Source organism: Lysinibacillus sp. NPDC047702 (genome assembly GCF_050272555.1).
Taxonomy (GTDB): Bacteria; Bacillota; Bacilli; order Bacillales_A; family Planococcaceae; genus Lysinibacillus.
Genome location: NZ_JBNNMG010000016.1, coordinates 19,821 through 45,499, shown reverse-complemented (window position 1 = coordinate 45,499; position 25,679 = coordinate 19,821). Strand labels below are relative to the sequence as shown.

At 36.3% G+C, this 25,679-nt stretch carries 20 protein-coding genes; 7 read left to right on the top strand and 13 right to left on the bottom strand.

Translation table 11 applies throughout. The annotated features are described in order from the left end of the window. Window positions 1-103: 103 nt before the first annotated feature. Window positions 104-418, top strand: a complete 315-nt coding sequence (locus ACQKIM_RS10385; protein WP_427543000.1) for a hypothetical protein — start codon at window positions 104-106, stop codon at window positions 416-418. Window positions 419-472: 54 nt separating this feature from the next. On the opposite strand, the gene ACQKIM_RS10380 is transcribed toward ACQKIM_RS10385, so the two are convergent. From ACQKIM_RS10380 to pepV, 7 genes are all read right to left on the bottom strand, one after another. Further along, window positions 473-1,699 carry an ATP-grasp domain-containing protein gene (locus ACQKIM_RS10380; RefSeq protein WP_427542998.1) on the bottom strand — a complete coding sequence of 409 codons (1,227 nt, stop codon included), beginning with the start codon at window positions 1,697-1,699 and terminating at the stop codon, window positions 473-475. Window positions 1,700-2,191: 492 nt separating this feature from the next. After that, a complete protein-coding gene (locus ACQKIM_RS10375) occupies window positions 2,192-3,055 on the bottom strand; it encodes a YtnP family quorum-quenching lactonase (protein ID WP_427542995.1) in 864 nt (287 codons plus the stop codon). An 11-nt stretch (window positions 3,056-3,066) separates the two neighbouring features. After that, on the bottom strand, window positions 3,067-3,714 hold the full coding sequence (gene trmB, locus ACQKIM_RS10370; RefSeq protein ID WP_427542992.1) for a tRNA (guanosine(46)-N7)-methyltransferase TrmB: 648 nt from the start codon (window positions 3,712-3,714) through the stop codon (window positions 3,067-3,069). 76 nt (window positions 3,715-3,790) lie between these two features. Then, window positions 3,791-4,741: a diacylglycerol/lipid kinase family protein gene (locus ACQKIM_RS10365; protein WP_427542989.1), complete on the bottom strand. Its 951-nt coding sequence runs from the start codon at window positions 4,739-4,741 to the stop codon at window positions 3,791-3,793. A 3-nt stretch (window positions 4,742-4,744) separates the two neighbouring features. Beyond that, window positions 4,745-5,749 (bottom strand): nuclease-related domain-containing protein, encoded by a 1,005-nt coding sequence (locus ACQKIM_RS10360; protein WP_427542986.1) that lies wholly within the window; start codon window positions 5,747-5,749, stop codon window positions 4,745-4,747. Between the two features lie 392 nt (window positions 5,750-6,141). Beyond that, the gene (dat, locus tag ACQKIM_RS10355; RefSeq protein WP_427542983.1) at window positions 6,142-6,996 is read right to left on the bottom strand and encodes a D-amino-acid transaminase; all 855 of its coding nucleotides are present in this window, start codon (window positions 6,994-6,996) and stop codon (window positions 6,142-6,144) included. A gap of 27 nt (window positions 6,997-7,023) precedes the next feature. Further along, window positions 7,024-8,430: a dipeptidase PepV gene (gene pepV, locus ACQKIM_RS10350; RefSeq protein ID WP_427542980.1), complete on the bottom strand. Its 1,407-nt coding sequence runs from the start codon at window positions 8,428-8,430 to the stop codon at window positions 7,024-7,026. 537 nt (window positions 8,431-8,967) lie between these two features. On the opposite strand from pepV, the gene ACQKIM_RS10345 reads away from it, so the two are divergent. Continuing rightward, a complete protein-coding gene (locus tag ACQKIM_RS10345; protein WP_036118795.1) occupies window positions 8,968-9,189 on the top strand; it encodes a DeoR family transcriptional regulator in 222 nt (73 codons plus the stop codon). Window positions 9,190-9,481: 292 nt separating this feature from the next. Next, on the top strand, window positions 9,482-10,651 hold the full coding sequence (locus tag ACQKIM_RS10340) for an MDR family MFS transporter (protein ID WP_427542977.1): 1,170 nt from the start codon (window positions 9,482-9,484) through the stop codon (window positions 10,649-10,651). A gap of 69 nt (window positions 10,652-10,720) precedes the next feature. On the opposite strand, the gene ACQKIM_RS10335 is transcribed toward ACQKIM_RS10340, so the two are convergent. The 4 genes from ACQKIM_RS10335 to asnB all read right to left on the bottom strand — a co-directional run bounded on the left by ACQKIM_RS10335 (window position 10,721) and on the right by asnB (window position 17,235). Continuing rightward, window positions 10,721-12,238 (bottom strand): GGDEF domain-containing protein, encoded by a 1,518-nt coding sequence (locus tag ACQKIM_RS10335; RefSeq protein WP_427542974.1) that lies wholly within the window; start codon window positions 12,236-12,238, stop codon window positions 10,721-10,723. A gap of 171 nt (window positions 12,239-12,409) precedes the next feature. Beyond that, window positions 12,410-13,123: a pseudouridine synthase gene (locus ACQKIM_RS10330; RefSeq protein ID WP_427542971.1), complete on the bottom strand. Its 714-nt coding sequence runs from the start codon at window positions 13,121-13,123 to the stop codon at window positions 12,410-12,412. An 8-nt stretch (window positions 13,124-13,131) separates the two neighbouring features. Then, entirely contained in the window at window positions 13,132-14,745 is a 1,614-nt protein-coding gene (locus ACQKIM_RS10325) for a putative polysaccharide biosynthesis protein (protein WP_427542968.1), read from the bottom strand. A 642-nt stretch (window positions 14,746-15,387) separates the two neighbouring features. After that, entirely contained in the window at window positions 15,388-17,235 is a 1,848-nt protein-coding gene (asnB, locus tag ACQKIM_RS10320; protein WP_427542965.1) for an asparagine synthase (glutamine-hydrolyzing), read from the bottom strand. 295 nt (window positions 17,236-17,530) lie between these two features. On the opposite strand from asnB, the gene ACQKIM_RS10315 reads away from it, so the two are divergent. Next, the gene (locus tag ACQKIM_RS10315; protein ID WP_427542962.1) at window positions 17,531-18,781 is read left to right on the top strand and encodes an NAD(P)/FAD-dependent oxidoreductase; all 1,251 of its coding nucleotides are present in this window, start codon (window positions 17,531-17,533) and stop codon (window positions 18,779-18,781) included. A 68-nt stretch (window positions 18,782-18,849) separates the two neighbouring features. Here ACQKIM_RS10315 and ACQKIM_RS10310 read toward each other — a convergent pair whose 3' ends face one another. Both ACQKIM_RS10310 and ACQKIM_RS10305 read right to left on the bottom strand, forming a co-directional pair. Further along, window positions 18,850-19,542 (bottom strand): AIM24 family protein, encoded by a 693-nt coding sequence (locus ACQKIM_RS10310; protein WP_427542960.1) that lies wholly within the window; start codon window positions 19,540-19,542, stop codon window positions 18,850-18,852. A gap of 315 nt (window positions 19,543-19,857) precedes the next feature. Beyond that, window positions 19,858-21,129, bottom strand: coding sequence for an L-lactate MFS transporter (locus ACQKIM_RS10305; protein ID WP_427542957.1), 1,272 nt, complete (start codon window positions 21,127-21,129; stop codon window positions 19,858-19,860). 992 nt (window positions 21,130-22,121) lie between these two features. Between ACQKIM_RS10305 and ACQKIM_RS10300 the strand changes: the two genes are divergently transcribed. The 3 genes from ACQKIM_RS10300 (at window position 22,122) to ACQKIM_RS10290 (ending at window position 25,633) form a co-directional block, all read left to right on the top strand. Further along, window positions 22,122-23,609: an ATP-binding protein gene (locus ACQKIM_RS10300; protein WP_427542954.1), complete on the top strand. Its 1,488-nt coding sequence runs from the start codon at window positions 22,122-22,124 to the stop codon at window positions 23,607-23,609. Next, entirely contained in the window at window positions 23,606-24,274 is a 669-nt protein-coding gene (locus ACQKIM_RS10295; RefSeq protein ID WP_427542951.1) for a response regulator, read from the top strand. The genes ACQKIM_RS10300 and ACQKIM_RS10295 overlap by 4 nt, the downstream gene beginning before the upstream one ends. 315 nt (window positions 24,275-24,589) lie before the next feature. Then, the gene (locus ACQKIM_RS10290) at window positions 24,590-25,633 is read left to right on the top strand and encodes a DctP family TRAP transporter solute-binding subunit (RefSeq protein ID WP_427542948.1); all 1,044 of its coding nucleotides are present in this window, start codon (window positions 24,590-24,592) and stop codon (window positions 25,631-25,633) included. Window positions 25,634-25,679: the final 46 nt, after the last annotated feature.

Genomic DNA, 25,679 nt, shown 5'->3' with positions numbered 1-25,679 from the left:
ATTTCGAAATATTGATACATTTACTAAAACCGCTAAAGTGTGAACGTGCATTCACTCCCTGTCCTATGCTAAAATGAAGATATAGAAAAAGGAGGAAAGAAGCATGAAATTACGTGATTTTTTAATTGGTGTCGCAACTGGTCTAGCTGCCGCAGTCATTATTAAAGAAGCAAGTGAAAAAGTTTCTCCATATGTACCCGCAGGACAAGTACTTGAAAACATAAAAAAGGAATTTAAAAAAGATGCACCCATCGATGGGTCTTGGATTTATATGAAAACAGACGATTTCACAAATGGCATTATGACAATACCAGTATATCGTGGAGGAATCTCTCGTATGCATGCGGGAGAAATGCAAACATTTGAATTTGCCGCGGATGCCCGTTCTGGTGTAGTGGTAGACCTAATAGAAGTATAGCCATCTCTTTTACACAAAGAAGCCATCTCAGTTGAATGAGATGGCTTCTTTGTTTTACTCGGATAGTCCTTTATTATTAAAGTATTTTTTATACTTTCGATAATAATTCAAATTATTTAACGTTAGCTTGACCCAACGCTTGGCATTCAAATCCTCATTAAAATAGAGAGAATTTGTATATTTTCCTTCACGAATTAATTTTTTCGCTTCTAGCTTAAGCTTTTCATTGGATGCATACTTGAATAATACCCCTTTAGGAATAATCATCCATAAATGCTTGTCCTGTACATATGTTAAATCCTGCTCAATATTTAACATATGATCGTCAGCTACATACTTCATTAAATTATGACCACTTGCTGTTACATAATAACTTGAGCGTCCATTACGTAAGTTAATTTCAAAAAGCTTATACTGTTTGTCACGAACATCGTATTTCATATCAAAGTTAGCAAAGCCTGTATAACCGATATCCTCTAAGAAGGAACGTACCTGATCCAGTAACTCTTTATCATATGTGGTAACGATGGCTGCGTAACTGCCAATTCCCTCTGGCGAGTGCTCTTCTAAAATTGGATTACCTAAACACATTAGCTTAACTTTGCCGTCTTTGCCAACATAGGCATTTAATACACGCATATACGAATCATCACCTGGAATAAATTCCTGAATGATCATTGTATCCTGATAGCTTGAGCTATAGATTGCTTTTAAAATAGCTGTTTTTTCATCTTCATCATATGCAACAAAAACTTTTTTCTTACCAGGGAATTTACATGCCCAATATTCAACCGAATTCGAAGCCTTTAGAATAATCGGATAATCGAATGGTGGTGTAAAATTTTCATAATTATCAGCTGTAACTGTCGTAGTACCTGGGTACTTAAAATTGTACTTATCACACATTTTGTAGAAATTTTCTTTTAACAAAATTTCATCCATCAGCGATTCATCAATATAAGGCACTGTAAAATGCTCCTGCAGTGCTGGCTTATTTTTAATAATAAGCTTTGCGTAATCATCACCACAGGCTAATAGTAGTAGCTTTTTATTAGCATATTTTTTTGCTACCTGTTCAAGGGCGGGTGCAAATACATCCTGTTCATTTAAGCGGTCTATCTCCTGAAAATCTAAAATATGACTATCTTGTGTAGCTGTTAAATGTGAACGTCCTAATACAAGTGGCTTTATGCCATATGCCTCATAAAATGCTCGTGCCATACCGTATGCATTCATATCTGACCCTAATAATATCGGTAAAAATGGTTGCTCAATTGCCATGTAATTTCAACTCTCTTTTATGTTTTAGTATCGTTTTTAAGTGTATCATATTTTCCAAAATGTTCACGGAAAAAGGTCAAAAAAGCAAGGTATAGACAATTAATCACCAATACTTCGACATAATAAATCCTACCATTATTCGCTTTGTAGAAATCTATTTAAACAGGACGCAAGGAGAAAAACTATTCATTCCAATTAATTAGACCCCAGCGTAATTACATCTGGATTTTATCGAGCTCGCTTGAAAGGCTCCTTTACAAAATTTGTGACATCCTCTAGAGACTTTAGGCCAACAGATGTTTTTTGTGCGAAAGCGTAGTGCTAACGCAGCGGCAGCAACACGATGTTGGTCACCCAGGCGTGAAGATTTTAGCCTCAGTTCCTTTATTTCAGCAGGTGTTTTATCCCACTGAAATAGAGGTAAGAGTATTCTGTTAAATCAAGATAAATTAAAAAGCGTGCAAACGGTTAAGTTTGCACGCTCTTTACTTATTAAAATGTAATGACAGCTTGTCTGCTACGCTCAAGTTTATCAACTATTTCCTTACCTGTTTCATCCCACTTAATCATACGATAATATGCATCATGATAGAAAATAAAACCATAACCATTTGCTAGTGCTTCTTTCATAATACGTTCCTTTGCAAAGACACTTGCCATTGGATAATCATCATACGCTAAAACCCATAATGGATTTTGATGTGCATGTGTTGGCATGATATCTGCCATATGCAGCAGCACTTCACCATTTTGAGTTAATTTAATAACAGCATGTCCATCACTATGACCGCCAGTATGAATCATTTCTATACCAGGCACTACCTCAAGCGTACCTTCATACGTTTCAACTAAATGCTGAACAGGCTCCCAGTTTTCTTTCCAATACGTATTTTTTGAGCGCATATTTGGTTCTCGCATCTCATCCCATTCAATTTTCGTCACGAAAATTTTGGCATTCGGGAAAGTTGGTACAAGTACATCATCTTCCCATCGCGTTAAACCGCCAGCGTGATCGAAATGCAAATGCGTCATTAATATTGCATCAATATCTGCCGTTGTTAATCCTAGCTCCTGTAAGCTATCCAATAATGTTGATTCTTCAGTAACACCAAAATTACGAAGCTGCTTTTCATTTAATTTGTTAAAGCCAACACCTGTATCAACAAGATAATTTTTACCTTCAAATTGAATTAAAATTGGCTCAGTTGGTAACTCAACTTGATTTTTTTCATTTACTGGATATTTGCGTGACCAAAGTGGTTTTGGCACGACTCCAAACATAGCACCGCCATCAAGGCAAGTGACACCCCCATTTAGCCATGATAATGACATATTGTGAAACTGTAACTGATCCATCCATACTCCCCCTATTTAGTAATGAATTGCGATTCTAGACGATAAATTGGCTGTCCTTTAGCAGAAAATTTCTGCTCATACTCAGTCATAACATTATCCTCAGGCATATCCGCATGTAGGTCGAGTGATACATACTTTAGCAACATACCATATTCAGAAATACTAGTTAATGAATACTCAAACAAACCACGGTTGTCCGTTTTAAAATGGATCTCCCCATTATCCACTAAAATCGACTCATATAATTTCAAAAAATCCCCATGCGTTAAACGTCGCTTTGCATGACGCGTTTTCGGCCAAGGATCTGAGAAATTCAGATACACACGATCTACATCATTTTTTACGAAATATTTATATAAATCTGCGCCATTTACTTTTAATAATCGTAAATTCGCTGGAGATTTAGCCTCTATAATTTTTTCCAAAGCACATACAATGACACTGTCATAAAGCTCAATGCCAATATAATTAATATCAGGATTTTGTAAGGCCATACCAGTAACAAATTGTCCTTTTCCAGTACCTACCTCAATATGCAGCGGGTTGTCGTTGCCGAAAACAGTCTGCCAATTTCCTTTAAAGTCTTCAGGATTTGGAACAATCACCTCTGGATGACTTGTAATCATTTCCTCCGCCCAAGGCTTATTTCTTAATCTCAATTTTCTTCCTCATTTCTTTCATGTAAAATTATTGATTTTTTATAGTATAACGTATTACTATAAAATTCGCATGAAATTATTGCGAAATGATATTATTAGCTTTTTCTGCTACAACATGCCAAGCTTCACGTTGAACAGCACAATAGATGTTTGTTCCATGATCAATTTCCCCAATATAGTTACCATCTGTATGACAATCAACATGCTGTGATTGCAGCAATATTTCAAATGCATTGCCTTGTAAAAATGTGATTTCTTTGAATTTAGTATGCTTACCAAAAAATACAGTAATAAATACAAGTAATAACTTAAGACGTGAAATACCATGAACGATTGTTAGTTCTATTTTCCCATCATTAGGTTTGGAGCAAGGAGAGATTTTCATGCCTCCTCCGAAATAAGGATGATTACTCATCGCGACAAACCATGTCCGCTGGAACTGCCATTGTTGATTGTTTGTACGAATAGTTACATCAAAGCGTTCAAAGCTAAATAATCCTCTAACTACAGCTGCAGCATAGGATAACTTTCCAAGCCCTATTTTATTGAGATAAAACTTCAAACGAGATTTATTAATGTGCTTTGTAACAAAAGCATCAAAGCCTACACCCGCATTATTAACAAATATCTCACGCTGAAGTGCTCCAAGCTGAATGGTACCAGCATCCATCGAAAGGCTAGACATATTTGCCTGTATATAAGTTTCAATTTGTAGAGCATTTTGAAATGTTGTGAAATATCGAGCAAAATCATTCCCAGAGCCAGCACGCACAACACCAATAATTATATATTCATTATGTACAACACCACTAACAACCTCATGTATCGTGCCATCACCGCCAACAATAACCAATAGTTTTTTTGTTTGCGCATTTTGAGCCCATTGCTTTGCAAGTTTTTGTCCATGTCCTTCATATTCTGTGAAGACAACTTGATAGCCGATTGTTAAATGACGTTGAAGCTGACGCCAAACCTTCTTACCTTTTCCATTACCTGCTGCCTCATTCACAATAAATAATACTTGCATGCATTAATCCTCAGTTTGTTGAGAAGATTGCTGCCAAATATCCCGATTAAAGGATGTCGTTTGTACATTATTTAAAATCGTTTGGGCAGCACGAATTTGCATATGCTTCATTGGAGAGGATACCTTTTTTAAATACTCCATCCATCCTCCATAATTACGATAATCAATAAATTGTATACCATATGGTGATCCCGGATAGTCAAAATAACCATTACGTGTTAAAACAACTTTACGAATTGGCATGTCAATATTGTCCTGCTTAAATAATTGCGTTAATACAGATTCCATACGACTTAAATTAATCGTTGGATTCAGGACCTTAGAATCCTTTGTTCCTACCTTTTTAATCCAGAATCGATCACTGCCTCCCACGTAAACTGCCTGATTCTCCGCTTCTAATACAGTAATACAAATACATTCTGTTGGTGACATTAGGACAACATCAAGTTCTATGGGTGCTTTTCTTATTTGTAAAATCGGGTAATAAAAAAGTAAATAATTATCAGGTAATTGCTGCAACAAATTACGTAGTAAGGAATCACGCATAAAACGAGGATCGACATATGATTTTTCACGTAATGTTGAACTCGCCCATTTCATCTGAAAATGGAAAAATTGATCGATAAACATTCGTTTTAGTTCATGGATAGACTGTGGTGCATAGACAATTTTCGGTTCAAATGTTAATGTTGTTTCTTCTTCTGGAATACTGTCCTCATCACTGACTAATTCATTTGAAATTTCGAGTTGTTCAATATCTTCTTTTTCTTCCTTGTGACGTCCAGCAAATAATTTTTTTAATAAAGAAAAGCGTTCTTTTTCCTCAAAGGGTTCTTGTTCAGCAACAGAATCAGTATGCTGCCATTCAGTAATATCTTCTCCAAGCTCCCACTGTCTTTTGACACGCTCCCACTGATTTTTCTTTAAACGCACAAATTGTGTGGGATATCTTGCTAAGTCAATTTGATAACGTGAAATATAATCTTGTAATTTCACTAATTGTGCCATTTTACGGTCACTCCATTCTTACTTGCCCTCTATGTAATCATTCCTTTTTGAATGAAGGAAGTTAATCGCTTCGCTTTTATTACATCGACATTTGCTTTCCAAATATAAATCTCTATAGTTTTAATCTATCTTATTTATTTTACATGACGGTACAGGAGAAAACATCCATAATTTGCTCTATAATGTAAAACTTCAATCAGCAAACGATCACTTTTCCCACACCTATACCTTTTACGAAAAATAAATTACGCCACAGTGTAATTGCGTCTGGATTTTTTTGAGCTCGCTCGAATAGTTCTTCCTCAAAATCTATGACATCTGCTGAATCAAGATAAAAGAACTACCCTAATAGCTTGGTATAAACCAAAATCAGGGTAGTTCTCTCGAAATATTTACTTAGCATTAATTGAAAGTGGTAATTTAGCCTCAAAAGCTTGCTGTAATTTACGAGTCCATTCACCCGGAACTCCAGCACCAATTTGCTTGCCATCCACATCAATAACAGGAGTAACTTCAGAAGATACTGATGATACAATGATTTCATCCATTGTTAATAAATCTGCTTTCGTCATCGGCTCTTCAATCACTGTTAGATTAATTTCCTCAGCACATTTTAAAATCACTTGGCGTGTAATACCGTTTAAAATGAAATTATTTGCTGGGTGTGTATATAGCTTACCATCTTTAATACCATAAACATTCGCTGAAGAACATTCAGTTACGATGTCTCCACGATGTAAAATAGCTTCATAGCAGCCTTTTTCTGATGCTTCTTGTTTTGCTAATACTGCACCAAGTAAATTTAATGATTTGATATCACAACGTAACCAACGAATATCCTCAACAAAAGTTGCCTTTACGCCTTTTTCAAAATTTTCATAGGCGCGCTCGCCAGCTTTTACATTACCAGTTAATACTGCTGGAACACTTGCATCTGGGAAGATATGATTACGAGAAATTGCACCACGTGTGATTTGGAAGTAAACATGACCTGTGTCTAAATTATTTTTTTCAATAAGTTCATGTAATAATTTGTGTAATACATCTTTTGTATAAGGAATGACTAGACGAATTTTATCGGCACTTGCGTAGAAACGATCTATATGTTCCTGTGCTGTGAACATGTTTCCGTTATAAACTTTGATTACTTCATAAATTCCGTCACCAAATTGGTAACCTCTATCTTCTGGTGATACTGTAATAGATCCTTCTTCAACGATTTGATCATTCCATAATGAATATGCCATGTTTCGCTCATCCTTTTCATATTTGAGTTATTTTCTTCCTGCAAGTTCAACAATTGCTTCAGCATATATAGCTGCTGCTCTGACTAGGTTTTCAACGACAACAAACTCATCCGCACGATGCGCTACATCAGGTTCACCTGGGAATAACATACCGAATGCTACACCCTTTTTCATCACACGTGCATACGTACCGCCACCTGTAGAAAGCAGTGGTGTTTCATAATCACCTGTCTGACGTCTATAGATTTCCGTTAGTGTTTGAATGAATGGATCATTTTCACTTACATAATGAGGTTTCGAGTCATCCCGAATATCCAATGAAAAACCTTTCGTCACAGTGAAGCGTTGTGCAGCCGTAATTTTCTTTTCAAATGGATATGTGACAGCATAACGCATACTGATTACCAAACTGCCGCCTTTAGCCACATCATAGCTTACAATACCTGGATTTAATGTTGTTTTCCCAGACATTTCATCCTCAAATTGTAAATTTAATTGATGACCATAATGGTCTTGGTAAAAAACATCTGCGATAAAGTCGACAAATTGCTTACTTGCCTCTGTCGTCAATTCTTGTTGTAAAAATGCTGCAAGATAAACAGCTGCATTGACACCTTTTTCTGGCTCCATTGCATGGGCTGCTTTACCTTTGATAGTTATTATATAGCGAGAACCCTCTATTAATAAAGTGCCTTCTAGCTGATTTTTGCTTAAAAATGTTTGAAAATTCAGTTCGAACCGTTGAGAAACAAACTGAACCTTCGCTTCTGCAAAATCAGGTACCATATTTGGGCGCTTTCCAGCATTAAATAGTAGTAGCTGTTCTTTCGTTGCATCACCTATTTTATTTTGAGAGAACACAAGCTCTGCAATGCCCTTTTCAGCATTAATGAGCGGGAAATCCGCATCTGGTGCAAAACCTATTGACGGCATTTCCTCCCGTTTAAAGTAGTGGTCGACACAGCGGAAGCCTGTTTCTTCATCCGTACCAATAATCATACGCACTCTTTTATTAAGCTGAATACCTGCATCCTTAACAAGTTTTATGGCCATCCACGCAGCTACTGTTGGACCTTTATCATCAATCGCACCACGAGCATATAATTTTCCATCTGCAATGGTGCCACTAAATGGCGGGTATGTCCAATCAGCTTCATCCCCAATAGGGACAACATCAACATGACATAAAATACCTAATACATCTTCACCAGTACCCATTTCAATGTGTCCAGCATAATTATCGACATTTTTCGTTAATAGCCCTTCAGCCTGACCTTTAGCTAGCAACCATTCCAGTGCTTTAAGTGGACCATCACCAAAAGGAACTTCAGAAGTGATCGTTTCCTCATCCAAAACACTATTAATTTGCACAAGCTCCTGTAACTCTTGTATTAATTCATCTTGCCTTTCTTTTGCAACTTGTAACCAATCCATATGATATACCTCCTCCAAATTATCAATTACGCCCCAGCGTAATAAAACAGCATTTATCTCGCCGCCTTTAGAGGTGGGAGTATTCTGTACCTGTGCTATGCTTTCGTACAGTAAAGATCTGCTACTGTCGCTACGCTTTCGTACAGTAAAGATCTGCTGCTGTCATTATACTTTCGCACAGTAAAGATTTGCTGAATCAAGTTAAACATTATTCTACACCTTACAACATATAGAACAATCATCTTTCTGACAACTATTTTCAGTATCAACTACTAAGACTACCACATATAGCATGTTTTTCACGCATTCCCACAAAATACAGTATAAATTTTTTGTTTTTATTGTAAATTTCTCTTGCATTCACTAGAAAATCAACTAATTTTTCTATATAATAAAGTTATCAGAATAATTGTTCTGAATATAAAAATAGAAAAGGGGATGTCTAAGGCAGCTACTTATCAGCCTAAGTGCACTCCGCACATATTGTCGTCCGCTAGTCTTTGCCAAGAGAATTAAGATGAAGGAGTGGTTCATTTAATGAAACCAACTACTGATCGAATGCTTAATCGTATTAAAGACGTGTACATGTTTATTTTAGACAAAGGAACCGTGTCTACACAGGATTTAGTCGAAGAGTTTAGTATCACTCCTCGCACCGTTCAAAGAGATTTGAACGTGTTAGCCTTTAACGATTTGGTAATGAGTCCAAGTCGAGGCAAATGGACAACGACGAAGAAAAAAGTTAAAATGACGTCTTAGTTTTACGTTGAGTACGTAAAGCATTGAGTATGGAAAAAGAATGGCCTTTCGTCGGGGTCATTCTTTTTTGTTAGTCATTTTTTAGACAATTGAAAACTCCTCTTTTTGCTCAATTATGAGAAAGGAATGTTCAATTAAAGCCTCATTCCACTCAACTATCTGAAAACAAAAGCATTCCCATTTCACTTACGTTTCTTACCATCAATCCTCACCTTCATTATTTTGACTATTTACAGTTGCTTAACAATCCGTTAAACTCGAAACATTCTACATGTTGAGAGGAGGATTTAATATGAAATTGTCTAAGATGTTTCATCCATTAGTTTGGATTATTCTTGGCGGAACGATTTTCACACGTATTGCAAGCTTTATGGCAATGCCCTTTTTAGCAATCTATTTACATAATGAAATTGAAGCCTCCCCTTTACAAATCGGGTTGACAATTGGTATTGCTCCACTCATTTCTACTATTGGCGGATTTTTTGGTGGTTACCTAACAGATCGTTTTGGTAGAAAAAGTGTTATTCTGCTGACGATTATTATTTGGAGTCTTGTATTCTTTGGCTTTGCAACGGCTCATGCAGTTTGGTATTTTGTATTATTCAATGCTTTGAATGGACTTTGCCGTTCTTTCTTTGAACCTTCGACACAAGCATTAATGATTGATTTTACACCTGCTGACAAACGAAAAAGATTATTTTCTCTTCGCTATACGGCTATTAACATAGCAGCGGTTATTGGTCCGATCATTGGTGTTTATATTGCTCAATTGTCTAGTCCAAGTATTCCATTTATGCTAACAGGAATTATGTATATTGTTTATGCTGTATTTTTATTTTTCGTGCTGAATCGTTACGAAATGCAACAGCCAAAAGCTACAACACAAACAAAAATACTACAAACCTTTTCATTATTATTAACAAATCGTGTTCTACTAAGCTTTATTTTTGGAGCCATTTTAATCAATATTGGCTATTCTCAATTCGATTCAACATTGCCACAAGTTATTGAGCTTAAAATTGAAGACGGTGCCAAACTCTATTCGCTACTTATCTCGCTAAATGCAGCGGTTGTTTTATTACTCCAATTACCAATTAGTATTGTATCAGAACGTTTTTCATCCACTGCTACTCTTTTAGTAGGCGTTCTGTTCTTTACATTCGGACTATTATTGTTCGGCTTCTCCAATAACTATTCGCTTTATATTATTGCGATGATTATCTTTACGATTGGTGAAATTTTTGCCTTCCCAACGATGAATGTCATGATTGATGAGATTGCACCTGATACACAAAAGGCAACTTATTTAGGAGCTGCACAATTCAAAAATTTAGGAGGCTTTCTTGGACCAATTATCGGTGGATGGCTGTTAACGCATTATATCAACGCATTGTTTGTAGTAATTGCTGCACTTGTATTATGTAGTTGCTTCTTCTATAAATCTAAGCTGAAGCCACAATAAAAACGCTCCATAGCTTGAAGTGAACCCTTTGGATTTACTAACAAAAGCTATGGAGCATTTTTTATACTATTAAACTTTAGCGTAGCTCTCTTCAGCTTCTTCAAAGCTCGTGTATTGATCTTTACCAGCATTTTTTGACTGATATAACGCCTTGTCCGCACGCTCAAACAAGCTTCTTTCTGACTCATCTGGATGATAACAAATGGCTCCCCCCATACTGACTGAGAGGACAGACCATTGATCGATATTGGCATTGTCTACATGCTTATAATGACGGAACTTGTCCAATATCGAATTGGCTAACTGACGCATATTTTCTGTCTTTGTGTCATACAAAACAATTGCAAATTCATCTCCGCCAAACCTCACAACAATGCCATTATTTCCCACCTCCTGTTTTAAAATTCTTGCAGTATCGATCAGGATTTTATCGCCAGCGCCATGTCCAAACTGATCGTTCACTAGCTTGAAATTATCCAAATCTATCAACAATAGGCCTGGTTGATTCTCCTTTCGTTTCCTTAAAAGATTGTCCATTTTTCTAATATAAGTAGCTCGATTAAAGACATTTGTTAGCGGATCATATGTTGCAAGATGGATAGTTTTAGAAAGGATTTTGTTAATGACTATAAGCATAATAAATGAAGTTCCTAACGCAATACAAAGCAATAGCCAAAACTGCTTCGTATTTTTAGATAGTGCCTCTAATTCTGTATAATTCCCATACTTTACATATATTATCCTTTTCGTAGATTCACCACGAATTGTTTCGGCTTCATATGGTAAAAAACGATACTTTTCAATATAGCCATTTGAATATTTCTTTTGAAATTTTGTTGGCTTCATCGACTTTTTAGCTAGCTCAAAATGTTCTTGAAATATTGCTGTTTGATCCTTCACCGTAATTTTAGCGGGTTTTGAATCGTCAAAGAAAACGCCACCCGCATTTATTGTTTGCACTTCTATTAAATCCGTATATTTATCAACTAAATAGTTCGAGGTCTTCCCAAAATTAAAGGTTTGAAAGACAGGATCATTTAATAAATCAATGCCTAGCTCTAATAAATATTTCTTATCAGGTGTCGCTAAATAACCAAACTTCCGATATCCTCCAGTAGTCGTCGAGATATCTATACCATCATTATAGTATTCTCCACTCGTTCGACGCTCATCTAGTAGAGTAGAAAATCGTTTACAGCATAAGGAAAAGTTTAATCCTTTATCTTTTTCAAAAGTTGTATAAATAACCGTATTGGATTGATCAATTATGTATACATCCATGCCATTCTCGTTTTTTATTTTTTGTAAATCCCATGTTGCCACTTTTGGATTTTCTTCATAATATGTAACTAGCTTTCGGAGTACTTGCTCCATCTTATCTGAGAGATTTTGATCAAAATAAAAATGCGCATTATCTACAGTTTGCATATCAGTCAAAATATGATTTTCAATTAACGCCCTATTCATGAATTCTTGTTGTTCGATATCTGCCACTAGTATTTGCCTGTTTACATAAGAAATCACTGCAACCAATATTAGGGCAAAGGCAATTAAAGAGATTAATAATTTAATTCTAAGGTTTTTCATGCACGTATCCTCTATTATTTTCCCACAATCATTTTTCTGAAGTTTTTTGAAATTAGTTCTAAAGACTAAATAATAAACTTATTAAAGGTTACATTATATTATACAGTGACTGGTTTATGAATGTATATAAAAATACCTCGATACTAATTTGTGTTAGCATCAAGGTACTTATTAATCCCTATTTTGTAAGTCATCTAGTTCTTTTGTAGTTAATTCTCTATATTCTCCCAAAGCTAAATTGTCATCAAGCTTTAGACTTCCCATTGATAAACGTTTTAAATAGGTAACACGTTTACCAACTGACTCAAACATACGCTTCACCTGATGAAACTTACCTTCTTGAATGGTTAGCTCGATTTCCGATTGAAGATCAGATTTTAAGATATTGAGCTCCCCTGGTTTAGTCATATAACCGTCGTCCAACTCTACACCCTGTGCAAATTTTTTGCAGTCTTCCTCTGTCACGAGTCCTGCTATTTGTGCATAGTAAACTTTAGGCACATGTTTTTTGGGTGATAATAAATTATGCGCTAGCTGACCATCATTCGTTAGTAGCAGTAATCCTTCTGTATCTTTATCTAAACGCCCAACTGGAAAAGGCTTAAAATGTTGATGTAAGGGCTCTAACAAATCAATGACCGTGTCATCTTGTACATCCTCTGTTGCAGAAATAACGCCAGGAGGTTTATTCATCATAAAGTATACAAATTCTGTATAAACAACACGTTCATCAAAAACGGAAACATCTTGTTTTTCAGGGTCTACATGTAATGCTGCATCCTTTACATATGCACCATCTACAGTTACTGCCTTTTGCTTAAGAAGCTGCTTCACTTCCTTGCGTGACCCATACCCCATATTTGATAGCAATTTATCTAAACGCATAAATCCTCCTATTTAATTCCAAGTTTGTTCGTAATTTTTGTTAGTCGTTCACCGAGTAGTTTCTGAGCTAAGCCTAGACGTAAAGATAAATAACCGTATACCCCAACGCCTACGCCAGCACAGATAACTGAGTAAACAAATGCAGAGAATTTTCCATCTACTGGCCCCATCACTAAGCCTAACAGCTTATGCACGATCAATACACTTATTACCATTGCTAGAGTCAAAATAGAGATGAGCATGACACGGCGAAGAACCATCTCTGATTTGTAATTTAGTGCTGTTCTTAGTACTAACATATTAATAATAATTGAAACACCATAGCCAATTGCTGTGGCAAGAATGGCTCCATCAGCCTCAATCCATCGAATTAAAGGAATGTTAATCGCTAGCTTGACAAAAATACCCGATAATAAGCTAAAGACAATCCATTTTTGGAAGTCAATTCCCTGTAATAAAGCTGCTGTTACTTGGAACAATGCAAATAAAATAGCAACAGGCGCATAGTGAGCTAAAATAGTAGCCCCCATTTCACTTTCAGAATAGAGCATAAAGTATATTTCATTCGCTAACAACGAAATACCTACTACAGCAGGTAATGTAATAAAAATTAATATTTGATAGGTCTTATCCATTGCATGTCGCAGTGATAAATATTCACCCTGTGTAAAATACTTAGTAATCGTCGGTACTAACGCCATCGAAAAACCTGTTGCTAGCATAACCGGAATAATCACAACCTTATGTGTTGTAAAGTTTATCATTGATAAATACTTATCGGTTACCTCTGCTAAGCCTATGGATGTCATTGCACCGTTAAACGTTAACATATCCACTAGTTGGAATAATGGATTGGCAATACCTACGAATACCATTGGAATGGAATACGTAATAACTTCTTTATAAATATTGGACATTGGCAGTTGGGTAGATGTAACACTCTGACTGCGCAATAAGTTAAATTCAGGTTGATATTTTTTCCAATAATAATAGAGCACCATCAATCCGCCAATAGCCCCGATAAAGGCAGCGAATACTGCAAAGGAAACGGCTGTTTGTGGTTTGCCATTAAAGACAACTACTACTAGAAATGATCCACCTAATAACACAACAATACGAACAATTTGTTCAACCAATTGTGAAACTGCTGTAGGCTCCATTTTGTCATAACCTTGGAAAAATCCACGCCAAAGACTCATAAATGGTACAACAATTAAAGCAAAGCTAACCCAACGAATAACGGAAGCAATTTGCTCGACTGTAAATGCCTGCTCATCACTTTTAATGACAAGACCCGCTATTGGTGTAGCTAATATAAAAAGGGCAGTAAATGCGGCCAGACCAGTTATCATCATAATCAGTATGCCTGATTTCATAAGCTTGCGACCTGATTGATAATCACCAATGGCATTATATTTAGAAACAAACTTAGATACAGCAATTGGCGCTCCCGAGATGGCTACTGCCAGCATAATCGAATAGGGAATGTATGCATATTGATAGAGTGCAATATTTTCCTCACCCACAATTGCATAAAACGGAAAAATATAAATTAATCCGAGTACTTTCGATAAAAACATCCCCATTGTTAATATCGCAGTACCTTTCATTAAATTGGACATTGTACCCATCCATTCATCGTAAAATCAATAATTTCATCGTAACACACAGAATAACATTTGGAAAATATTCACTATAATCAGATTTATTGGTATCTAAGCGAGTTAGCTGCTTACTGAGTGATATTACTTGGTATTCGAGCAGTTCTACTAGTCCACTGAGAGAGTTTACTGGATACCCGAGCAGTTCTGACTGTAGACTGAGCAGTTTACTGGATACCCGAGCAGTTCTGACTGTCTACTGAGCAGTTTTACTTGGTACCCGAGCAGTTCTGCCTGTCTACTGAGCAGTTTTACTTGGTACCCGAGCAGTTCTGACTGTCTACTGAGCGGATTTACTTGGTACCTGAGCAGTTTTGCCAGTCAACTGAGCAGATTTACTGGTTACCTGAGCAGGTTACTCAATCTCAAGCAATTTCCACTTCTTTAGCAGCATGCAAACGCTGTCAAATATAAATTATAAGCACAATATAAGTAAACCAATTGTAATCTTAACATATTTATAGGTAAACAGACGCATTATTCCATCAAAAAGTTCTATCTATAGACGATTCCATCAAAAAGACAGTAAGTTTCTACCCACTAAGAATAAAATGCTCAAAATAATCGGTGGAGATTAAAAAACCTCCACCGACTCAAAAGCTATTACATGTCCACAAAAAATTGTTTGTACCATACTAAGAATACATAGGCAGTCCAAATATAACGTCCTCGATTTGCCTTACCCTCATAATGCTCATCGAGATAGCCTACTAATTGCTTTGTATCAAAGAATTTATTGGCAAAATCAGTTGTAAACATCTCTTTTACCATGTTGTAGTATTTCTCTTCACGCAGCCAATGACGGATTGGCACTGGGAAGCCCAGCTTTGGACGTTTTGCCCATTCTTCTGGTAATTCCTGATGAGCTGCTTGACGAAGTACATATTTCGTATCAATGTCGTTGACACGATATCGTGATGGAATGTCCTTGGCTAATTCCATTACTTCTTTATCTAAAAATGGTACACGTAATTCAATTGAATGCGCCATGCTCATTTTATCTGCTTTCAATAAAATATCGCCTGGCATCCATAGATTTAAATCTAAATACTGCATTTTTGTTACGTCATCATCGCCAGGTACTTCATCATATATACGTTTTGTAATGGACTTAACAGATGGACCATTTTTATAGTCTGGCTTTAATACATTTAATGCATCTTCTTCATCCCAGACAACCGCTTCACCTATAAAACGTTCTTCCACAGTTTGACCGCCTTTTACAAGGAAGCTTGTGTATTGATTTTTAGGTAATGCTTCTGCAATACCTCGGAATGCTTTACGAATACCAAAAGGAATTTTTTCGTATTGTTGCATTTTCCCTGAGTTTTGATACCATGAGTAGCCGCCAAAAATTTCATCCGCGCCTTCACCTGAAAGGACGACTGTTACGTCCTTTGAAGCAAGCTCTGAAAGGAAGTATAACGGTACAGAAGATGGATTAGATTGCGGCTCGTCCATATGCCATTGAATTTTTGGTAATGCCTCAAAGCATTCATCAGCTGTTATATATTTACGCTCATTTTGAATGTTTAATGTATCTGATAAATCTTTTGCTAGGTTTGTTTCATTAAACATATCTTCATAGTCAGAAAAACCAACAGAGAAGGATTTATCTGGACACAGTAATGCCGTAATATAACTTGAATCAATTCCCCCTGATAGGAATGAACCAACCTTTACATCACTGATTTGATGTGCCTCAACTGATTCTCTTACTGTAGAACGAATGTCCTCTACATATTTTTCAATTGGTGCCTCTTTCGCATGGAATTTTTTATCCCAGTATTGCACAATTTTCTTTTTCCCACTTTGAATTAACATATAATGCGCTGGTGGTAGTTTAAAAACACCTTTAAAGAAGGTTTCATCCATTGATGAATATTGGAAAGTTAAATATGGACGAAGAGCATTTTTGTTTAATTCTTTTATAAAGGATGGATGGGGTAAGAAGGACTTAATTTCTGAACCGAAAATAAAGGTACTATCTGTTGTATTTTCTGAGTAATACAATGGCTTAATACCAAAGCCATCACGAGCAATGAATTGTAAATCATTCTTTTTATCCCAAATACAGAATGCAAACATACCTCGTAATTGCTTAACAAACTCTACACCATACTCCACATAACCATAAATAATAACTTCACTATCAGATTGTGTTTTAAATGTATGTCCCTTTGCAATTAAATCTTCACGCAGCTCTTGGAAGTTGAAGATTTCTCCATTAAATACAAGAACAATGTTACCATCTGCACTGTACAATGGTTGGTTTGCCACATCTGACAAGTCAATAATACTTAATCGTCGGAATCCTAACGTTACTTTATCGTCACTATGAATACCACCGCTATCTGGTCCACGGTGAATAATTGTATTCATCATATTTTCAATCGTTTGATGATGATCAATTACATTTGTTCCATTAATATAGCCTATAAATCCGCACATTCTATTTTTCACCTCATAATTTAGTGCATAACCTTTTCCATAATAGCACGAATAGACGTTCATTTCATGCTGACAATACAGATAAAGAAAAACTTTCATCGGGTAGCCTATTTTACATGAATAATCGTACACCGATTCTTCTATCTATCAAAAAACCAACTTTCCATCTGTTTAGATGAGATAAGGAATTATAAAACACTTTCGTATTATTTTCAATGCGAAAGAAGCCCCTATATATAGACTTCATGTATAATAGGAAGGATTCCTAATTTGAACAGAAAGTGAGTTTCTATATATGTATGATGTAATTGTTATTGGTGGAGGTCCCTCAGGCTTAATGGCTGCAATCGCTGCTGGAGAACGAAAAAAGAAAGTATTACTAGTAGAAAAAGGGAATAAGCTTGGTAAAAAGCTTGCTATTTCTGGCGGGGGTCGCTGTAATGTGACAAATCGTTTACCTATAGAAGAAATTGTTAAACATATACCGGGTAATGGGCGGTTTTTATATAGCCCATTTACAGTTTATAATAATGAGGATATTATTTCCTTTTTCGAAGGGCTAGGCGTTGCTCTAAAAGAGGAGGATCACGGGCGTATGTTTCCTGTGTCTAATCGAGCGCAAGATGTTGTTGACGCATTAATTCGTCAATTACAGCGTTTGCATGTAGAAGTTCGGTTAAATACCCCTGTCAGTAAGCTATTAATGGATGATGAAAAAATTCTTGGTGTTCGCCTTGAAGACGGATTAGAAGTCCGTAGTGAGGCTGTAATAGTCGCTGTAGGTGGGAAAGCTGTTCCGCAGACAGGCTCAACTGGTGATGGTTATCCATGGGCAGAGAGAGCGGGTCATACAATTACAACGCTATTCCCTACCGAGGTTCCTGTGCTCTCGAAGGAGGACTTTATACAAAATCGTGAGCTTCAGGGATTGGCTTTACGAGAAGTTGCTGTTTCTGTTTTAAATAAAAAAGGCAAAGTGCTCGTAACCCATCAAATGGACATGCTCTTTACTCATTTCGGATTAAGTGGTCCTGCTATTTTACGCTGTAGTCAATTTATCGTAAAAGAATTAATGAAAACAGGTTATGAACCAGTGACAATCCGTATTCACACGCTTGTGCATTATAATGAAGAAACATGTCTGCAATACTTAAATAAGCTATGGAAAGTGGATTCAAAAAGGGCAGTTAAAAATGTGTGGAAAGGGATAGCCCCTGAACGATGGCTACTGTTTTTGTGTGAACGTGCTGGCATAGATGTGCAGATGACAGGCACTGAAATAGCACAGGAAAAAATCCGTCATTTAGCTCGTTTGCTTGTCAATTTTACAATGACTGTAAGTGGTACACAATCACTTGAAAAGGCATTTGTCACTGGCGGGGGTATTTCTATTAAGGAAATAGAGCCCAAGACAATGGCCTCTAAGAAAAAGAATGGTTTATTCTTCTGCGGAGAAATCCTAGATATTCATGGCTATACAGGAGGCTATAATATTACATCTGCGCTTGTTACTGGACGTATCGCTGGAATGAATGCAGGACTTTAATCATTTATCACATGATTAAGGCACTTCTTATCATTGAAAAACGTGTCCTGGAAATAGGACACGTTTTTTTAGCTTTCGCTAGACATATAAACTTCCTCAAATGGCTGGATAATGACAAAGCCTTCACCTGAAAATGCCATTTGAATGGATTCGCCGCTGCCTCGGCCGATAAATGTACGGAAGCTGATATCTGTTTTAAACTCAGGTGCTAAATTACCTGACCATGCTACTGTGGCATGAGGATCAGTATATACAGTCTCACCTGGACGTACTAACAGCGTTAAAGGTTCAAAATGAGTGGTAATGGCTACCTTCCCTGTTCCTTTTAGAGTTACATTAAACAATCCGCCTGACATGATACCAGCCATTTTACGCATTAAATGAATATCCCAATCAATACTTGGCTCAAACGCAAGCAAATCATTGCCATTGACGCAAATACTTTCATTTTTCAAATCAAAGATCGTAACCTTTTTTCCTTGATCAGCTAAATAAAGCCGCCCTGTACCTTTTGCCTTCATTAGCTGTGTACCTTCTCCTGTTAATGCCTTTTTAAACATTTTTCCTAATCCGTGCTCCAGCACTCGCTCTCGCTCAAACTTAATGTCGCCTATGTAAGAAATCATCGCGCCCATTTTCGACCAAACCTCTCCGTTTAAGTTGATCTCCAGTACACGCTCCGTTTCTAACTCAAAATAATCATTTTCATTATCATCCTGCTGCGTTTTATTGATGAACTCATGTAAAGAAAATTTCCCCATTTTCATCTCCTCCTTATTACCTTATATACGCTTTAGCTGAAGAAAAGATTCAAAATTTCAACAATAGCACAGACGTTGCTCCTGACTTTTACAGTAGCTATTTGCTTTTCGTTACAAAATTGCTCTTTTGGTAGCGAAATCACTTTATTTCCCATAATGTTATTGACATCAGACAACCGCTGTTATACATTAAACAGAGATTAATCTAGTGTTATATAACAACCGCTACAAAAAAAGACCATACAAGCGTCATGTGCGAAATGACACTTATATGGCCAAGATCTAGTACCTTCAAGTGCGAATTGAAAGTAACGTTTATTGTGTAGCGGAGACGTCTCCAACATTTTGTGCTGCTGCTTTTAAAGCTGTTCGTTTACGTACATCTGCACGTAGTGTTAACGAAATAATTAATGATGCTGCGATTAACCCAGCAAATACATAGAATACTGGAATGTAACTTCCATAAGCATTTTTAATTGTGCTTACTAATAACGGACCAAAAATACCGCCTAATGACCAAGTCGTTAATAAATAACCATGAATAACGCCTAGTTGCTTTGTACCAAATAAATCACTTGCAAATGCAGGTAAGTTCGAGAAGCCACCACCATAGCAACTAACAACTAAAAATATAAGTGCTTGGAAAAGGATCACGTTCGTCGTATGTGGTAACACAATAAATGTAATTAACTGTGCAGTAAAGAAAATAACAAAGACGTTCGAACGACCAATATAGTCAGACACAGCCGCCCAAATTAAACGACCACCACCGTTAAATAACCCCATAATACCTACCATTGCCGCAGCACCCGCAACTGATAATCCCACAATTTCCTGGGCCATTGGAGATGCGACAGAAATCATCATAATCCCTGCTGTTACGTTTACTAAATGCATTGACCATAGCATCCAGAAATGCTTTGTTTTGACAGCTTCACGTGCTGACATAATTGCTAAATCTTTTTTCACTACCTCTTTGCCATTATTTGCAGCAGCCTTCATGTTTGCTGGCATATAACCAGGTGCAGGAGGTGCAATATATGAAGCCCCTAAAATCATTAACGTGAAATAACTTGCCCCTAAAATAAAGTATGTTGTAGAAATTCCTACAGCCTCCATTAAGTTAGCTGCTACTGGCGCTGTAATTAGTGCTCCAGATCCAAATCCAAGTACAGCCATACCTGTAGCCAAGCCACGACGGTCTGGGAACCATTTTACTAATGTTGATACAGGTGCAATATAGCCAATTCCCATACCTAATCCACTAAGCACGCCATATGTTAACCAATACAATGTTACAGAATCCATTGAAATTGCTACACCAGCACCAGCTTGTCCTGCCCCAAATAGAACAGCTGCTACCATCGCAGATTTACGTGGTCCTAATTTTTCTACTAAGCTACCAAATAATGCGGCTGAAAAACCAGCAAGCCCCATCATAATTGTAAAGGCAACCGTTACCTTTGTTTCACTCCATCCCATCTCTGTGACAATCGGTAGCTTGTATACACTGTATGCATAAGCCCCACCGATTGAAAGGTGAATAGCGATTGCAGATAATGCAATTAACCATCTATTTTTATTCATAAATTCTCATTTCTCCCCTCTTTTGCTACCTGTGAAAATTCTATGAACGTCCATGTAAAACAATTTACCACTTAGAATTATTCAAATGCAAGATGTTTTTCTAAAAAATATTATTTCTCCAAAAAGTATTTTATTTTCTAGCTTACTATATCTCTACCAAAAATCCTACAGTCTCTAAGTGAAACTGTGTTTATTCAAGAAAAACTACAACATATTTTAGATAATAATATTTTTCTAATCTATTATCTACAAACCCGAAAATTATTTAAAGATAATTTTAATTGTGCATACTTTCACATTCCCATGATGTATATTAGCCTATTTTTGATTCAAATAATGACTACACTTCAACCAAATAACAACATTATTAAATTTTTATCATAGAGAAATATTAAGAATGAAAGAGAATTTTAAAACTAAAATAAACAATTTTTATCTACACAAAGTGAAAGAAAAAAAGAAAACTACATATCACTTTCACCTTTTACAGGTTTAATATCCAAATAAATGTAATACATGTTTTGCATATTCCATTTTGAATAATCTTTTCTTAAACATTTTTATTATTCAAATATATGTTTTTCTTTAGAAAACAGATGATGTTCTTCGCTCTTTCCTAGCCAAATGATGCTATAAAAGCTATAAGAAACCATTGTGTTTAAATATATCCGTAAATTTGTTATAGTACACAAATGAAAACAGTACTTTCCAACTAATATTGTATTACAACAAACTTTTTATTTATGTTAATTTATAATAGAATGAAATTCCTAGTTTGGTTCTCATGTGTACTCTTATCATTTTTTTCAAGGATTGATCGTTAATCTAAGATTCTTTGTCTTACAATTATCTTATTTAAAGAGGTGGAGAATTCATTAAAGGAGTATTCCTATTCCTTTCACATTCTTATGAAAAATATTTCTTTACGACTCAAAATGTTCATTTTTTCGTTCATAATTGTTATTTTTTCGATTGCCACAAGCGGAGCCATCATGATTCATAATCTTGGCGGTGCTTTCGAAAAAGAGTTTGGTGCACGAGCTATCGCTATTGCAAGAACTGTATCACAGCTTACAGATGTTCAAAATAATGTGGGCAAGCCTGCTGGTTTTGAAATTATTCAACCAATTGCAGAGCGCATTCGCTTAACAACTGATGTAGATTATATTGTGATTATTGATATGAATCGCATTCGTTACTCACACCCCTCAGAAAGTAAGCTAGGTACAGTCTTTGAGGGTGGAGACGAAATAGAGGCCTTTTCTCAGCATGAGTATATATCGAAGGCACGAGGTGTTCTAGGTTATTCTATAAGAGCATTTGTACCTATTATGAATGAAGAAGGTACAAAGCAAGTTGGTGTTATTACAGTCGGATTACTTGCACCAAAATGGTATAACCTTGTAGATGAATATCAATTTGATATCCTCATGTCTCTTTTTTGGGGATTAATAATCGGCTTAGGCGGGTCCGTTTGGGTTGCCAATCATTTAAAACGGCAAACCTTTAATTTAGAGCCATACGAAATAGCCCGTTTAGTAGAAGAACGCTCTGGTATTATTCAAGCGATGGACATCGGCATTTTAGCAACTGATGAAAGCGGTAATGTGACCTTTATTAATCGTTTAGCAAGGCAATATACACATTTCTTCGGACATAAAATTTCTAGAAAGGCTTTGTTTAAAGGCACCTGGCTAGCAGAGGATACACTGCAACAGCATGAAGTATATAGACCTCTATTGATGTTTGAGCAAATGTACTTAGTACGCACCTTTCCTATTCGTATCATGGAACAAAATGCTGGCTACCTTATTATGCTGACCGACCGAAAAGAAGCGAATATGTTAGCTGAAGAATTAACGGGCATAAAAATACTCGTGGATTCATTACGTGCCCAGCAACACGAATATATGAATCGCTTACATAGTATTGCAGGATTAATACAATTGGAACGGGATGACGATGCCTTAAGCTTGATTATTGATGAAATAACAGATGAGGAAGAAATAATCCAAAGCTTGCATGATAAAATTCATGACTATTCCATTCAAGGATTATTACTTGGTAAATTCTCACGGGCGAAAGAACTTGGTGTGGAGCTGACAATTGATGAGGATTCAAAGCTCATTGATTTTATGAGTGGTTTTTCCAGTGGAGACATGGTGACTATTATAGGTAACTTATTGGACAATGCGATGGAGGCATGCTTTGAATGCGCTCATAAAGATGTTCATATTACCTTGATTGGTCATAAACATCATTTATTCATTGAAGTACAGGATAGTGGTAAGGGAATTACTGGTCTGCCAAATCGTATTTTCGATTATGGCTTTAGTACAAAGCAAAAGGATGGTCATGGTATTGGACTTGCCCTTGTGAAACAGATTGTGGAATCAAACAATGGAATTATTCAAGTAGAATCAACCGTGAATGTTGGAACAATCATTACAATAGAAGTAGGGGTGACTGAAGAACAATGAGTAATCTTTCAGTGTTTATCGTAGAAGACGATCCAATGGTACTTGAAGTAAATAAAGGTTTTTTAAATAAATTGAATGGTTTTCAGCTCGTGGGTGAATCAGTCAATGGACGTGATGCCTATGACAAAATTATAAGAAAGAAACCAAATCTAATTTTACTAGATATGTTTTTACCAGATATGACAGGCATGGAATTATTCTTAAAGCTTCGTGCAGAGCGTGTCCCCTCGGATATTATTATGATTACTGCTGCAAGAGATGCACCTACAGTACAGGAGGCCCTCCGACTGGGAGCCATCGACTATCTCATTAAGCCATTTCGTTTTGAACGCTTTGAAAAAGCATTGCAGCAATATAAAAGCTCTACAAAAAAGTTACAAAGTTCACAGGCATTTAATCAAGAGGACATCGACAAATGGCTTGGAATACAGCATGAAACAATGGAGCTTCCCAAGGGACTAAACACAATAACAATGCAACAGATTCTTGATTATCTAATGACACACCGAGCAGCTATTACCTCAGAGCAGCTAGCTCAAAATGTCGGAATGGCCAGAGTAACCGTGCGTAAATATTTGGATTTCTTGGCTACTAAGGGGACTGTCTCAATTGAATTACAGTATGGGACTGTTGGTCGTCCAACGAAATACTATACCATTAAGTAGAATAAGGTTTAGTTCAATAACTAAATAACAAGAATCTGCCCTTTCCACGAGTATATATCAGTCCCTGCTTAAGGCTGAAATATATTTTATTCCCTTTTATCAAGGAATAAGGCAGATTCTTTTTCTATTACAGATTTTTAATAAGCATTTACTTTTATCCATCGGGACATCTGTTTTGTAACAGTTTATTAAAATAATAAATTGTTATATACCATAAATACCAAAATGTCCATTAAAACCATAATATTGAGTATTTATTGAAATGATTTACAATGAAAATCGTTCACAACTTATAGAGATTAGGGGTGAATTTGTATGTGGAGTAATCGTTTTGCACGCAGTTTTGTTAGCGTTCTCATTTTTATAACAATTCTGTTAGTTTCATGTCAGGAAGACGTTTACCCTACCGACAATGAGCAATTAAGTCATGAGGAGCAAATCGTTATTCGATTTTCACATGTAGTTGGTGAAAACACACCAAAAGGAATGGCAGCGGTAAAATTTGCAGAGCTAATCAAAGAACGTAGTAATGGTCACGTCGAGATTCAAGTATTTCCAAACGGGGTTCTTTATAAAGATGGAGAAGAAATGAATGCCTTATTACGCGGTGATATTCAAATGATTGCACCTGCTATTTCTAAAATTACAACGCTTGTACCAGAGTGGTCAGTTATGGATTTACCTTATGCATTTAAATATGCAGATGAAGTGCATACATATGTCAACAGTGATGTTGGTCAATCGTTAATGACAAAGTTAAATGCCCATAATCTATTTTCCATGGGTGTTTGGGATAGTGGATTTAAGCAGCTTAGCAATAGTATTCGACCTATAGAAGCTGTTCAGGATTTGAATGGCTTGCGTATGAGGATTATGCCAAGTGATATATTAGCCGAACAATTTTCCATTGTTGGAGCCTATCCAAAACGCATTGACTTCAATACTGTTTTTCATCAACTGCAAAGAGGCAATGTCGATGGTCAGGAAAATACACTGACAAACATTACAAGCAAAAATCTACATTCACTACAAGACTACTTAACAATTAGTAACCATGGCTATCTTGGTTATTTACTGCTGATGAATCATGAATTTTGGAATTCACTTCCTGAAGATGTGCAAACCCTGCTCATAGAAACACTAGAGGAAGTTCAAGAATGGGAATGGCAGCTTGCAGAAAATTTAACAGCAGAGCGACTTGAAGAAATGAAAGCATGTGATTGCATCAAAATTTACAATTTATCGGATGAAGAGAAGGAAGAATGGGAATCTGCATTTGAGCCTGTTTATCGCTATTATGCAGATAACTATGGGAAAAGATATATCCAAGCACTTCCTAAAAATCAATCACATCACTAGCATGGGTTAAAAAGGTTAACCTTTTAACTATAATCATAACATTTAG